The sequence below is a fragment of the Paroceanicella profunda genome (assembly GCF_005887635.2).
Lineage (GTDB): Bacteria > Pseudomonadota > Alphaproteobacteria > Rhodobacterales > Rhodobacteraceae > Paroceanicella > Paroceanicella profunda.
The window spans coordinates 1,440,967-1,454,112 of record NZ_CP040818.1 but is presented as its reverse complement, the minus strand read 5'-3'; the positions used below and the strand labels follow the sequence as shown (position 1 = coordinate 1,454,112).

General features: G+C 73.3%; 10 protein-coding genes. 4 read left to right on the top strand and 6 right to left on the bottom strand.

Translation table 11 applies throughout. From position 1 onward, the window contains the following. The first annotated feature begins 336 nt into the window (after window positions 1-336). Window positions 337-2,736 carry a ligase-associated DNA damage response DEXH box helicase gene (locus tag FDP22_RS06550; protein WP_138577715.1) on the top strand — a complete coding sequence of 800 codons (2,400 nt, stop codon included), beginning with the start codon at window positions 337-339 and terminating at the stop codon, window positions 2,734-2,736. A gap of 748 nt (window positions 2,737-3,484) precedes the next feature. Here the strand turns inward: FDP22_RS06550 and FDP22_RS06545 are convergent. The 5 genes from FDP22_RS06545 to FDP22_RS06525 all read right to left on the bottom strand — a co-directional run bounded on the left by FDP22_RS06545 (window position 3,485) and on the right by FDP22_RS06525 (window position 9,664). Beyond that, complete coding sequence (locus FDP22_RS06545) at window positions 3,485-3,808, bottom strand: hypothetical protein (protein WP_138577717.1); 324 nt, start codon at window positions 3,806-3,808, stop codon at window positions 3,485-3,487. 82 nt (window positions 3,809-3,890) lie between these two features. Further along, window positions 3,891-4,676: an ABC transporter ATP-binding protein gene (locus FDP22_RS06540; RefSeq protein WP_138577719.1), complete on the bottom strand. Its 786-nt coding sequence runs from the start codon at window positions 4,674-4,676 to the stop codon at window positions 3,891-3,893. Continuing rightward, the gene (fhuB, locus tag FDP22_RS06535; RefSeq protein ID WP_138577721.1) at window positions 4,673-6,643 is read right to left on the bottom strand and encodes a Fe(3+)-hydroxamate ABC transporter permease FhuB; all 1,971 of its coding nucleotides are present in this window, start codon (window positions 6,641-6,643) and stop codon (window positions 4,673-4,675) included. The genes FDP22_RS06540 and fhuB overlap by 4 nt, the downstream gene beginning before the upstream one ends. Further along, window positions 6,640-7,512 (bottom strand): iron-siderophore ABC transporter substrate-binding protein, encoded by an 873-nt coding sequence (locus FDP22_RS06530; RefSeq protein ID WP_277884148.1) that lies wholly within the window; start codon window positions 7,510-7,512, stop codon window positions 6,640-6,642. Before FDP22_RS06530 ends, fhuB begins: the two co-directional genes overlap by 4 nt. A gap of 22 nt (window positions 7,513-7,534) precedes the next feature. Continuing rightward, the gene (locus tag FDP22_RS06525) at window positions 7,535-9,664 is read right to left on the bottom strand and encodes a TonB-dependent siderophore receptor (RefSeq protein ID WP_138577723.1); all 2,130 of its coding nucleotides are present in this window, start codon (window positions 9,662-9,664) and stop codon (window positions 7,535-7,537) included. A 365-nt stretch (window positions 9,665-10,029) separates the two neighbouring features. Here FDP22_RS06525 and FDP22_RS06520 point away from each other — a divergent pair, with 365 nt between their 5' ends. Together FDP22_RS06520 and FDP22_RS06515 are read left to right on the top strand one after the other, a co-directional pair. Further along, window positions 10,030-11,250: a GTP-binding protein gene (locus FDP22_RS06520; RefSeq protein WP_138577725.1), complete on the top strand. Its 1,221-nt coding sequence runs from the start codon at window positions 10,030-10,032 to the stop codon at window positions 11,248-11,250. Beyond that, complete coding sequence (locus FDP22_RS06515; protein ID WP_239031885.1) at window positions 11,250-11,534, top strand: DUF6525 family protein; 285 nt, start codon at window positions 11,250-11,252, stop codon at window positions 11,532-11,534. The genes FDP22_RS06520 and FDP22_RS06515 overlap by 1 nt, the downstream gene beginning before the upstream one ends. An 8-nt stretch (window positions 11,535-11,542) precedes the next feature. Here FDP22_RS06515 and FDP22_RS06510 read toward each other — a convergent pair whose 3' ends face one another. Further along, window positions 11,543-12,028: a transcriptional repressor gene (locus FDP22_RS06510; protein WP_138577727.1), complete on the bottom strand. Its 486-nt coding sequence runs from the start codon at window positions 12,026-12,028 to the stop codon at window positions 11,543-11,545. Window positions 12,029-12,116: 88 nt separating this feature from the next. On the opposite strand from FDP22_RS06510, the gene FDP22_RS06505 reads away from it, so the two are divergent. Then, the gene (locus tag FDP22_RS06505) at window positions 12,117-13,088 is read left to right on the top strand and encodes a zinc ABC transporter substrate-binding protein (protein ID WP_138577729.1); all 972 of its coding nucleotides are present in this window, start codon (window positions 12,117-12,119) and stop codon (window positions 13,086-13,088) included. Window positions 13,089-13,146 lie beyond the last annotated feature (58 nt).

Genomic DNA, 13,146 nt, shown 5'->3' with positions numbered 1-13,146 from the left:
ATCCCTGGGTGGGGCGCCGGGTGGGGCGCCGGGTGGGGCGCAAAAACGTCGGACGGGGGCATCGAGCCCCCGCCCGCCGTGTTACCGCTGCGCGGCTCCGGCGCGGGGGGCCGGGCGGGCGACTCGGGAGGGGGGGCGGTCGGGTCCATCACGCGATCCTGCCATGGAATCGCTGCAGGCACATGACGGATCGCGCGGGCGGAGGGCGCCGGACACCGCTCCGGCCTGCGTCGGATGCGCGCAGCGGCGGGGTCCGTGCCAGGGGCCGTGGCCGGCACCGCGCAAGGCCGCGACCGGGTGCTGGACCGCGGGGGCGACAGGGCTAGGATGCAGGGCATGGTGCCCGGATATGTCGAGGACTGGTTTGCCGCCCGTGGCTGGAGCCCGCATCCGCATCAGCGCGCGGTGCTGGCGGAGCATGGGCCGGCGGCACTGCTCATCGCGCCCACCGGCGGCGGGAAGACACTGGCCGGCTTCCTGCCCTCGCTGATCGACCTGGGGCCCGCGCCGGCGCCCGGGCTGCACACGCTCTACGTCTCGCCGCTGAAGGCGCTCGCGGCAGATATCCGGCGCAACCTCGCCGTGCCGGTGGCGGAGATGGGCCTCGCCATCCGCATCGAGGACCGGACGGGCGACACCCGCCCCTCCGCCCGCCAGCGCCAGCGCCGCGACCCGCCGCACATCCTGCTCACCACGCCGGAGAGCCTCGCGCTCATGCTTTCCTACGAGGACGCGCCGCGCCTCTTCGCCGGGGTGCGCAGGGTGATCGTGGACGAGATCCACGCCCTCGCCGAGAGCAAGCGCGGCGACCAGCTGATGCTCGGCCTCGCCCGGCTGGAGCGGCTGGCGCCGGGGCTGCGCCGGCTCGGCCTGTCCGCCACGGTGGAGGACCCCGAGGCGCTCGGCCGCTTCCTCCACCCCGCCGGCTGCGCCCTGCTGCTGGCGGATCCGGGGCCGGATCCGGACATCGGCATGCTGGCCACGGCCGCCCCGCCGCCATGGTCCGGGCAGGGCGGGCGCCACGCGGCGGCGGACGTGATGGCCGAGATCGCGAAGGCGCGGGTCACCCTCGTCTTCATCAACACCCGGGCGCAGGCGGAGCTGTTCTTCCGCGCGCTCTGGGCGGTGAACACGCAGAACCTGCCGATCGGGCTGCACCACGGCTCGCTGGCGCGCGAGGTGCGCGAGCGCATCGAGGCGGCGATGGCCGCCGGTGCCCTGCGGGCCGTGGTCTCCACCGGGTCGCTCGACCTCGGGATCGACTGGGGCGACGTGGACCTGGTGATCCAGGTGGGCGCGCCGAAGAACGTGAAGCGCCTCGTGCAGCGCATCGGCCGGGCGAACCATCGCTACAACGCCCCCTCCCGGGCGCTGATCGTGCCGGCGAACCGGCTGGAACTGCTGGAGTGCCAGGCGGCGCTGGACGCGGTGCGCGAGCGCGACCTCGACGGAGACCCGCGCCCGCCCGGCCCGCTCGACCTGCTGTGCCAGCACATCCTGCTCTGCGCCTGCGCGGCCCCGTTCGCCGCGGACGACCTCTTCGCCGAGGTGCGCACCGCCGGCCCCTATGCCGGGCTGAGCCGGGAGCGCTTCGACCGCTGCCTCGCGTTCTGCGCCACCGGCGGCTACGCCCTGCGCGCCTATGACCGCTGGCAGCGGCTGATGCTGCGCGACGGGCTGTGGCAGCTGCGCGACCCGCGCCGCGCCCGCGACCTGCGCATGAACATCGGCACCATCACCGCCGCGGAAACCCTGAAGGTCCGCAAGCGCGGCGGCGCGCCGCTGGGCGAGGTGGACGAGATGTTCGCCGCCTCCCTCACCCCCGGAAACCGCTTCCTGATCGGCGGCCAGGTTGTGCGCTACGAGGGCCTGCGCGACATGGTGGTGGAGGTGAGCCCGGCGCGCGGGGCGGAACCGATGATCGCCGTCTACGGCGGCACGAAGCTGGCGATGTCCACCCGGCTGGCCCACCGGGTGCTCGCCCTGCTGGAGGACCGCGCCCGCTGGCCCGCCCTGCCCGGTCACATCGGCGACTGGCTGGACCGCCAGGCGCGGGTGAGCCGCCTGCCCTCCGCCGAGCGGCTGCTGGCGGAGACCTTCGGCCGCGACGGCCGCCAGTACCTCTGCCTGCACGGTTTCGCCGGGCGCAACGCGCACCAGACCCTGGGACTGCTGCTCACCCGGCGCATGGAGGAGGCCGGGCTGGAGCCGCTGGGCTTCGTGGCCTCGGACGCCTCGCTGATGATCTGGGGCCTGCGGGAGGTGGCGGACCCCGCCGCCCTGCTCGCCCCCGGCGCGCTGCGCGACGGGCTGGAGGGCTGGCTGGCCGACAACGCGGTGATGAAGCGCACCTTCCGCTCCGCCGCGCTCATCGCCGGGCTGATCGACCGCACCCTGCCCGGCAAGCGCCGCACCGGCCGCCAGGCCACCTTCTCCTCCGACATCCTCTACGACACGCTGCGCCGCTACGACCCCGGCCACCTGATGCTGGACATCACCCGCGAGGAGGCCCTGCGCGGCCTGGTGGATTTCGACCGCATCGAGGAGATGCTGGCCCGCACAAGGGGCCGCGTCGACCATGTCCGCGCGCCCCATGTCACCCCGCTCGCCGCCCCGCTGCTGCTGGAGATCGGCAAGGTGCCGATCCACGGCGCCGCCGAGGCCCGCCTGCTGGAAGAGGCCGCCGAGGCGCTGATGGCCGAAGCCGGAGACCTCCCCGCCCCGGCGACCGATTGACCGGCCCCGCCGCCCCGCGCGCCCCCGCCCCCGCGCGCTGGCGCGACCGCGACCGGCCGCGTGCGGCGCGCACCGTCAGCCGGGTCGCGCCTCCGCCGCGGCGGCCCCCGGCCGTCCGGCTCCTCACACGCCTGCCGCCGACATGCCCGGTCCCAGCGCGACTGCGCCCACAGCCGTTCCCCGCGCGGGCCGAGCCGTCCGGCTCCGGCCACCAGTGCCCGCACGCCGTCCAGCTCTGCCCGCGCCGGCCACCAGCATTCCTGCGCTCTCCGGCTCTGCCCGCGCCGGCTACCGGCGTCCTCCGCGCCATCCGGCTCCGTCCGCACCATCCACCGGCGTCCCCGCGCCGTCCGGCTCTGCCCGCGCCAGCCACTAGCGTCCCCCGCGCCGTCCGGTCCTACCCGCGCCGACCTCCAGAGTTCCTGCGCTCTCCAGCTCCGTCCGCGCCGGCTACCGGCGTCCCCCGCACCGTCCGGCTCCGCCCGCGCCAGCCACCGGCGTCCCCGCGCCGTCCGGCTCCGTCCGCACCATCCACCCGCGTCCCCCGCACCGTCCGGCTCCGCCTGTGCCATCCACCGGCGTCCCCGCGCCGTCCGCTTCCGTCCGCGCGGGCCACCAGCGTTCCCTGTGACGTCGGGCTCGGTTCGCCACCAGCGCCCGCGCTCTCCGGCCCCCACCAAGGGCCGCGGTCCTGCCTCCGCACCAGCGGCACCGCGTGTGGCCGGGTGGAGCTTGCGCGGCAGTCGCGTCAGGTGCTCAGGAAGGGCAGGACGATCTCGCGCCCCTCCGGGTGTGCCGGATCGCCATGGCATTTGACCGCGCGGCAGCCCTGAACCAGCGGCTCGGCGCGCAGCATCGGTTCGACGGCGGCGAACAGCCGGTCCGCGTCCGGCCCGTAGAGATAGATGACGAAGGTGCCCTCGCCGTATTCGTCTCCGTCGAATTCCCCCGAGCCGTCGCCTTCCAGGAATACTCCCAGCCGGTCGCCGACCGCCATCAGCGCGGCGATCTCATCCGGCGACCCCATGGGACCGCCCTTCAGCGGCACGATGATCTTCACGCAGTCGTCCATGGCAGAGCCTTTCAGGAGGGATGGCGCAGGGTTGCACGCGCCGCCCCCCGGCGCAACGGGGACCGATCCGCGGCGGCCCCGGTCAGCGCGGCAGGGCGACCGGAAGGCCGGTTGCGGGCTGGCGCATCACGTCCATGTCGATGCCGTAGATGCGGCGCAGCTCCTCCGGCACCATCAGCGCCTCGGGCGGCATGCGGGCGACCAGCTCGCCGCCTTTCAGCGCCACGATCCCGTCGCAGAAGCGCGCGGCCATGTTCACGTCGTGCAGCACGATCACCACGCCCATGCCGCGGGCCAGCGCCAGCCGGCGCACCAGGGTGAGCACCTCCACCTGATGGGCGATGTCGAGGGCGGAGATCGGCTCGTCAAGCAGCAGGCAGCGCGGCTCCTGGGCCAGCAGCATCGCCAGCCACACCCGCTGGCGCTCCCCGCCCGACAGGGTGTCCACCTGCCGGCCGCAGAAGGCGGCGATGCCGGTGTCCGCGATCGCCGCGCGCACCACCTGGCGGCCGGCGCCGGTGATCCGCCCCAGCGCGCCGTGCCAGGGGTAGCGGCCGAGCGCCACCAGCTCCTCCACCAGCATGCCCGCCGTGGGCGGCAGATGCTGCGGCAGATAGGCCACCTGCCGGGCAAAGGCGCGCCCGCCCCAGCGCTCCAGCCGCTGGCCGCCGAAGGTCACGGCGCCGGAGGAGGCGCGCAGCTGGCGCGCGAGGATCTTCAGCAGGGTGGACTTGCCCGAGCCGTTGTGCCCGATGAGCCCGGTGATCGCCCCGGCCGGCACGTCGAGGGTGACGTCGTGCAGCAGGGCGCGCGCGCCGAGCCGGAAGCCCAGGCCGGAGAGCGAGAACAGCGGGGTGTCTGCGGTCATCGGCGTCGCCTCGTGAGGAGCAGGATGAGGTAGGGCGCGCCGATCAGCGACGCGAAGAGGCCCAGCGGCTGCTCATAGGGAAAGCTCGCCACCCGGGCGCCGAAATCGGCCAGCATCATCAGCCCCGCGCCGATCAGCACCGCGGCGGCAACCTGCGGCGCCGCCCGGGCGAAGCCGGCGCGCGCCGCGATGTGCGGCGCCATCAGGCCGACGAAGCTCATCGGCCCCACCAGCAGCGTGGCGGCCCCGGTGGCCAGCCCCGCCACCAGCACCAGCCCCAGCCGCGCACCGCGCACCGGCAGGCCCAGCGCGCCGGCGGTTTCCGCCCCCAGCGGCAGCACGGTGAGCCAGCGCCGGAACACCAGCGCGAGGCCGGTGGCGGCCACCGCGGCGCCGGCCAGCCCGACGGCCCCGCGCGGCCCCGCTCCGGCGGCCGAGCCGCCCAGCCAGGCCAGGATCTCCCAGGACCGCGCGTCGCCCACCGACATCAGCGCGCCCAGCACCGCGCCCGAGAGGGCGGAGAGCGCGACGCCGGTGAGCAGCAGCCGCTCCGCCGCCATGCCGCGCAGCGCCGCGAGCAGAACCAGCCCGAGCGCCAGCGCGGCGCCGCCCATCGCCCCGGCCATGCGCAGCGCCGGTTCGGGCGCGGGCACGAGGAACACCGCCAGCGCCAGCCCCATGCCCGCCCCGCCGGTGACACCCATCACCTCCGGGCTCGCCATCGGGTTGCCGGTGATGCGCTGCAACAGCGCGCCGGACAGCGCCAGCAGCCCGCCCGCCCCGCCGGCGGCCAGCAGCCGCGGCCAGCGCAGCGGCCAGAGGTCCGCGGCCATGTCGGCGTCCAGCAGCACCCAGCCGCCGGGCAGCCGCCCGAGCCCGAGCGCCAGCGCCGCGGCCAGCAGCACCAGCAGCGCGGGCAGGGCCAGTGCGCGGCCCTGCCGCGCGCGGCGCCGGAGAGGCACACCCTCGGCGCCCCCCGCCGGCGGGCCGGACGCGGGCAGGCGCGGCAGCATCCACAGCAGCAGCGGCCCCCCGATCAGCCCGGTCAGCGCGCCGGCGGGAAAGCGCTCGCCGCTCTGCTGCGCGAGCAGCAGCACCAGCCCGTCGACCACCGAGAGCAGCACCGCGCCAAGCCCCGCCGCCGCCAGCAGCAGCGCCCCGGGCCGCCGCGCGCCGAGCGCGCGCGCCAGCACCGGCGCGGCCAGCCCGAGGAAGGCCACCAGCCCCACCGCCGCCGTCACGCTGGCGGCGAGCGCCATGGCCAGCGCCAGCACTCCGGCGCGCAGCACCGCCACATTCACGCCCAGCGCCCCGGCCCCGGCAGCCCCGAGCCCCATCGCCGCGAGCGGGCGCAGCAGCAGCGCGGCCACGCCGCCCCCGCCGCCGAGCACCAGCGCCAGCCAGCCCGCGGTCTGCCAGTCCTGCTGGACGAGGGAACCGCCGTTCCAGGTGACCAGCGACATCAGGTACTCGCCCTGGCCGATGGTAATGGCCGCGGAGACCGCCGACGCGGTCATCCCCACCAGCAGCCCGGCGACCACCATCGTCACCGGCGCGAACCCGCTGCGCCAGCCGAGCCCCATGGTGAGCGTGGCGGAGGCCGCGGCCCCCGCCAGCGCCACCGGCCAGCGCCCGCCGGCCAGCAGCCCCGGCGCCAGAACCGTGGCCGCGACGATAGCAAGCTGCGCCCCGGCGGAGATGCCCAGCGTGGCCGGGCTGGCCAGCGGGTTGCGCAGCGCCATCTGCATCAACGCCCCGGAGAGGCCCAGCAGCGCGCCGACCAGCAGCGCCACCGCCCCGCGCGGCATCAGCCCGTAGGCCAGCAGGATCTGCGGCAGGTCCATCCGCGCCGGATCGAAAGGCCAGGCCGGCCAGTCGGCGAGGGCGAGCTGCGCGGTGGCCGCGTGCAGCCACAGCCCGAGCGCGACCAGCGCCGCGGCAACAGAGGCGAGACGGCGCAGGCTCATGCGGCCCCCGCCTCCAGCGCCCCGGCCAGCAGCCGGGCGAAGCGGCGGGCGGCGCAGACCCCGCCATGCGGGTTCACGTTGCCAAGCCGGCTGAGACGCCCGGCGCGCACCGGTTCCAGCGCGGCCCAGAGCACGCTGGTCGCCAGCCCCTGCCGCGCCGCGACCGGCACGTCGGAGACGATGACGATCCGCGCCTCCGGCCGCTCGGCCAGCGCCTCGATGGGCACGGGGGCGGAGAAACTGAACCGGGAGGCACTGGCCCAGGCATTGGGCAGGCCCAGCCGGTCCAGCACATTGCCGAACATGCTGTCGAAGCCGAAGGCGCGGAAATGCCGGGCGTCGCCGATGTTGACCACATAGGTGGGGCGGTCCGCGAAGCGGGCGAGCCGGGCGGCGAGGGTGTCGAACTCCGCCTCCGCCGCGGCCCGGGCGGCACGGGCCTCCGCCTGCCGGCCCAGCCGGGCGCCCAGCGCGTCCAGCGCGTCCAGCGCAGGCGGCAGCGGCGGCACGCCGGGCTGGAAGACGCGCAGCGACATCACCGGCGCGATGCGCTCCAGCGCGGCGCGGTGGCGGGCATAGTAGGGCGAGCTGAGGATGAGATCGGGGCCGACCAGGTGCATCAGCTCGAAGTTCGGCGCGCCGCGCAGGCCCAGGTCGATCACCTCCGCGTCAAGCGCCGGCTCCACCGCCGTCTCGCGGAAGCGGACCAGCTCGGCCGCGGCCACCGGCATCTGCCCCAGCGCCACCAGCGTCTCGAGCATCGACCAGTCCAGCACGGCCACCCGCTGCGGCGCGGGCCCGGCACGCAGAGGGCCGGCGGCAATGCCGCCGGCCAGAAGCCCCAGAACCTGCCGTCGTGCCAGGCCCACCCCGCTCACCGCGTGCCGCCGCTCACCACTTGTAGGTGAGCCGCGCCATCACCGTGCGGCCGTCGCCGTAGTAGCACCCGAAGCTGCCGCAGTTGGAAACATAGGTCTCGTCCGTGAGGTTGCGCACTGTGACGGAGGCCAGCACGTCGCCGAGATCATAGGTCACGCCCAGGTCGAACAGGGTGACCGAGTCCATCCGGTAGGCATTGTCGAGGTCGCCGTAGCGGCTGCCGACATAGCGCACGCCGCCGCCCAGCCCGAGCCCCTTCAGGGCACCGGTGTCGAACGTGTAGTTCAGCCACAGGCTGGCGGCGTTCTTGGGCACGTTGGTCGGCCTCAGCCCGTCCTCGAGGCCACCCTCGCGCTCCGCATCCGTGTAGGTGTAGGCGGCGTGAAGGTCGAGCCCTTCCATCAGGCTCGCGGTGCCCTGCAGTTCGAGGCCCTGGCTGTGGACCTTGCCGACCTGCCGCGAATAGCTCGCGCCCTGATAGGTGTCGGTCACCGTGACATTTTCCTGCGTGAGGTCGTAGAGCGCCGCGGTGAACATCGCGTTCATGCCGACGGGCTGGTATTTCACCCCGATCTCGAACTGCTCGCCGGTGGTGGGCTCGAAGGCCGCGCCGGTGAGGCCGTCCGTGCCGGACACCGGCTCGAACGAGGTGGAATAGCTCACGTAGGGCGCAATGCCGTTGTCGAAGATGTAGCTCAGCCCGGCCCGCCCGGTGAGGGCGCTGTCCTGCTCGTCCAGCGTGCTGGAGCCGGCGAAGTTGGTGTAGGTGGTGCCTTCGGACTTCGCCCAGTCATACCGCAGGCCGCCGGTGGCGCGCCAGCCGCCCCATTTCGCCTCGTCCTGAACGTAGATGCCGGCCTGGCGCAGGCGGGTGTCGTTCGTGCTGGTGTACCAGACATCGCGCGGCACGGCGGCGCCATACTGCGGGTCGAGCGCATCGAGGGTGGGCGCGCGGCCGAACTCGGTCACCGTGTCATTGTCGAACTGGCGCAGGTCCACCCCGAAGAGCAGCGTGTGCTCGGTCTCGCCCAACGACACGGCGCCGATCAGGTGGCTGTCGAGGTTCAGGGTGCCGGTGTCTTCCTGCTGATAGGTGACACCGCGGTTCATGGTGCGCCCGTCAGCCGCGAGGCTGCTGAAGTAGACCGAGTCGTAATCCCAGGTGAAATCCGAGTAGCGGAAGTTCTGGCTGAAGGTCCAGCTGTCGTTGAACCTGTGCTCGAACTCGTAGCCGATGTTGGCCATCGTGCGGTCGGACGTGTCCACCGAGGTCTCGCCGATGTAGAAGTCGCGCGACAACTGGTTGCCGCCGTCGAGCGTGAGTTCGGCGGGCAGGCCGGAGGGGGAGGACGGGTTGTCCTGCTGCAGGCTGGAGAGCAGGGTGAAGCTGGTGCGCGCGCTCGGCTTCCACGTCACGGTGGGGGCGATGTAATAGCGGTCGTTGTCCAACTCGTCGGTCTGCATGTCCGCCTGGCGGAGGACGCCGGTCAGGCGCCAGGCCACCTCTCCGTCGCCCAGCGTGTTGCCGACATCGCCGAAGATCTCGCGCGTGTCGTAGGAGCCGAGACCGGCGCCGACCTCGCCGAAGCTGCGGAACTGCGGGTGCTTCTGGATCTGGTTGATGATGCCGCCGGGGTTGCCCTGGCCGTAGAGCAGGGAGGAGGGGCCGAGCAGGACCTCGACGCGCTCCATCCCGTAGGTCTCGATGGCCGGGGCGCCGGAGGTGCGCATCAGCTTCAAACCGTTGAGATACTGGCTCTGGCGGCCATCGAAGCCGCGCAGGACCGGGCTGTCGAAGCGCGCGTCCGAGCCGTAGGGCGCGCCCACCACGCCGGCCGTGTATTCCAGCGCCTGCCCCAGCGTCTGCGCCCCCTGGGCGCGGATCTCTCCCGCCGTGACCACGGAGACCGACTGCTGGGTCTCCAGGATCGGGGTTCCGGTCTTCGTGGCGGTGGCGGTGGTCTCGGCGACATAGCCGGTCACCGGGGCGGTCGGATCCTGGAGGGCCTCGCTCTCGACGACGACGGGCTCGAGCGGGATCACCTCGCCCGCGCTCTGGGCGGAGGCCGCCGAGGCGGTCAGGATGGCCGCGATGCAGGCACCGCCAAGCAGGCCGGTGCGGCCGGAAACGGGTTCGGACATTACAGAGACTCCCAGCAGGACGGGTGATGCGCTCGGCGGAGGGGATTCCCCGCGCGTTCTGCGACTGTCGGTGGCTGGGAAAAGCGGGGGAACAGCGGCGGCTCCCGGGCCGGGCGCCTGTGCGGCGCCGCTGACCGCGACGGGAGAACCGTGCCCCGGCAACCTTGCTGGAGACGTGGCCCTCCTATCGCCGCCGCGCCGCCATTGTCCAACTAAATTTCGGACCGGGCGCCGCCTGCGCGTGCAGTGCAGCGAAAGTGTTGCCTTTCGGCCAGCCGTCGCGCGCCACCCGGCGCGACGCGCTCTTGCCAGGCCGGCCGCCTCATGTAATAAGTTATGATATAACATTACATGATGAGGATGCCATGCCGGAGACCGACCCCCGCCTGCCCGTCACAGTCCTGTCCGGATTCCTCGGCGCGGGAAAGACCACCCTGCTGAATGCCGTGCTGAACGCGCGCAATGGCCGCCGCGTGGCGGTCATCGTGAACGACATGTCCGAAGTGAACATCGACGCCGACCTGGTGCGCGAAGGCGGCGCGGCGCTCAGCCACACCGAGGAAACCCTCGTCGAGATGACCAACGGCTGCATCTGCTGCACCCTGCGCGACGACCTCCTGCAGGAGGTGCGGCGCCTCGCGCTCTCGGGCCGCTTCGACCATCTGCTCATCGAATCGACCGGAATTTCCGAGCCACTGCCCGTGGCGGCCACCTTCGAATTCCGTGACACCGCAGGACAGAGCCTCTCCGACATCGCCCGGCTGGACACCATGGTGACCGTGGTCGACGCAGCCAACCTGCTGGCGGATTTCTCCGGCCATGATTTCCTCGCCGACCGGGGCGAGAGCCTCGGCAGCGGAGACACCCGCCGCCTGGTGGACCTGCTGGTGGACCAGATCGAATTCGCCGACGTGGTGATCCTCAACAAGGTCACCGCCGCCGGCCCCGCCCGCTGCGACGCCGCCCGCCGCATCGTCACGGCGCTGAACCCGGTGGCCCGGCTGATCGAGACCGACCATGCACGGGTGGCGCCGGAGCAGATCCTCGGCACCGGGCTGTTCAACTTCGACACCGCCCACAGCCACCCGCTCTGGGCGCGCGAGCTCTACGGTTTCGCCGACCACGTGCCGGAAACCGAGCACTACGGTGTCACCTCCTTCGTCTACCGCGCCCGGCGGCCGTTCCACCCCTGGCGGGTGCATGACGCGCTCAACGGCCCGCTGCCCGGCGTGATCCGCGCCAAGGGTCACTTCTGGGTGGCGACCCGGCCGGACTGGCTGGCGGAATTCTCGCTGGCAGGCGCGCTCAGCAGCGTGCGCCCGCTGGGCCTGTGGTGGGCCGGCCTGCCCGCAAGCCGGCGCCCCGACACGCCGCAGGCGGCCGAATACTTCCGGCGCCACTGGCGCGAGCCCTTCGGCGACCGCCGCCAGGAACTGGTGTTCATCGGCACCGAGATGGACCGGCGCGCGATCACCGCAACGCTCGACGCTGCGCTCATCGGCAGCGACGATGCCTTCACCCCGCAGAGCTGGCGCCACCTGCCGGACCCGTTTCCGGACTGGCGCGCCGACGCGGGGGCGGCCTGATGCCTGCGGCCCGCGCCATGCCTGCCCGACAGCGCGGCGGCAATGCCGGGGCCTCCGCCCTGCCCCGCCGCCGCCGGACCACCGATCCGATGGCGGCCTTCGACCGCTTGCCGCCGGACCTGCGCGCATGGCTTGCCGGGGCGGCCCGGCCCTGGTCTCCCCGATCGGCGCACCGGGCCTGGCAACGTGCCCTGCGCGACGCCCGGGGCGACACGGCCACGGCCCGCGCGGCCCTCACCGCGCTGGAGGCCCGGCTGCTGCTGCGCGATGCGCCGGCCCCGTAACCCCTTGCTCAGGCGGGTACATCCGCGGCGAGGCAGGCGGGGCACAGCCCCTCCGCCTCCACCACGGTGCGCTCGATGCGGAAACCCGCATCGCGCGCGGCCTGCCCCAGCGTGCCGGCGCTTTGCGACGACGAGGCCTCGGCCACCGAGGCACAGCCCCGGCAGATCATGAAGGCCGGCGTGTGGCCCTCGCCGGGGTGGGCGCAGGCCACGTAGGCGTTCAGCCGCTCGATCTTGTGGGCAAACCCGTGCGACACGAGGAAATCCAGCGCGCGGTAGGCCACCGGCGGCTGCGCACCACGCCCCTCGCGCGCGAGGCGGTCGAGAATGTCATAGGCCCCCAGCGCCCGGTGGTCCTCCAGCAGCATCTCCAGAACCCGCCGCCGCACCGGCGTGAAGCGCAGCTTGCGCGCCGTGCACGCCTCTTCCGCCGCCGACAGCGCGTCACCGATGCACGCCGCGTGGTCATGCCGCCCGAAGCCCAAACTCGTCATACCCAGCCTCCCGCACAATGCCTATTGATATGTAATAACATCACATATAATACGCCACCATCTGTTATGTAATAACATGGAGCGCGACATGCGGAAGCTTTTTCCCGGCACCCTGCTGACATCGATGCTGCTGGCCGGCGCGGCGGCGGCCGAACCCCCTTCGGTGGCAACCGATATCCCTCCGGTCCAGTCGCTCGTGGCGCGGGTGATGCAGGGGGTGGGCACGCCGGACCTGATCATCCGGCCCGGGGCCTCGCCGCACGACTACGCCCTGCGCCCCTCGGAAGCCGCCGCCCTGCAGCGCGCGGACATCGTGTTCTGGATCGGCGAAGACCTCACCCCCTGGCTGGAGGGCCCGATCTCCGAACTTGCCGCCGGGGCCGAATCGGTCCAGCTGCTCGAGACGCCGGGCACCACGGAGCTCACGTTCCGCGGGGGCGCCACCTTCGAGCCGCACAGCCATTCCGGCGAGGAGGCGCACGGGGATGACCACGACGCGCACTCCGAGGAGCGCGGCCACGACGAACATGACCACCATGGCCACCACGACCCCCATGCCTGGCTGGACCCGGAAAATGCCCGCGTCTGGCTGGACGTGATCGCCGGGCGGCTCTCGGCGCTGGACCCCGAGCACGCGGCAACCTACGCGGCCAATGCCACGGCCGGCCGGGCCGAGCTCGAAAGCCTCAGCCAGGACATCAACGCCCAACTGGCCGGATTGCGCGACAGGCCCTTCATCGTGTTCCACGACGCCTACCAGTATTTCGAGAACCGCTTCGGCCTCGCGGCCGCCGGTGCCATCACCCTGGGGGATGCCACCGCGCCGGGCGCCGCGCGGATCGCGGAAATTCGCGACAAGGTGGCGGCCCTGGGCGTGACCTGCGCCTTCTCCGAACCGCAGTTCAACCCGGGCCTGCTGCGCACCGTGTTCCAGGGCGAGACGACGAAGACCGGCGTCCTCGACCCGCTCGGCTCCGACATCCCCACGGGACCGGGCCTCTATCCGCAGCTGCTGCGCCACCTCGCCAACGGCCTCTCGGACTGCCTGACCGACGACTGAGCGGAACGCCCCCGCCATGCTCCGGCCCGGGCATGCCCGGGCCGGGGGACGCCTGCCA

What these genes read in the sequence shown, in the direction of transcription:
- fhuB (WP_138577721.1), bottom strand. Translation starts at nt 6,643, where the DNA reads ATGAGCCTGCGCCGTCTCGCCTCTGTTGCCGCGGCGCTGGTCGCGCTC.
- FDP22_RS06550 (WP_138577715.1), top strand. Translation starts at nt 337, where the DNA reads ATGGTGCCCGGATATGTCGAGGACTGGTTTGCCGCCCGTGGCTGGAGC.
- FDP22_RS06505 (WP_138577729.1), top strand. Translation starts at nt 12,117, where the DNA reads ATGCGGAAGCTTTTTCCCGGCACCCTGCTGACATCGATGCTGCTGGCC.
- FDP22_RS06520 (WP_138577725.1), top strand. Translation starts at nt 10,030, where the DNA reads ATGCCGGAGACCGACCCCCGCCTGCCCGTCACAGTCCTGTCCGGATTC.
- FDP22_RS06540 (WP_138577719.1), bottom strand. Translation starts at nt 4,676, where the DNA reads ATGACCGCAGACACCCCGCTGTTCTCGCTCTCCGGCCTGGGCTTCCGG.
- FDP22_RS06545 (WP_138577717.1), bottom strand. Translation starts at nt 3,808, where the DNA reads ATGGACGACTGCGTGAAGATCATCGTGCCGCTGAAGGGCGGTCCCATG.
- FDP22_RS06515 (WP_239031885.1), top strand. Translation starts at nt 11,250, where the DNA reads ATGCCTGCGGCCCGCGCCATGCCTGCCCGACAGCGCGGCGGCAATGCC.
- FDP22_RS06510 (WP_138577727.1), bottom strand. Translation starts at nt 12,028, where the DNA reads ATGACGAGTTTGGGCTTCGGGCGGCATGACCACGCGGCGTGCATCGGT.
- FDP22_RS06525 (WP_138577723.1), bottom strand. Translation starts at nt 9,664, where the DNA reads ATGTCCGAACCCGTTTCCGGCCGCACCGGCCTGCTTGGCGGTGCCTGC.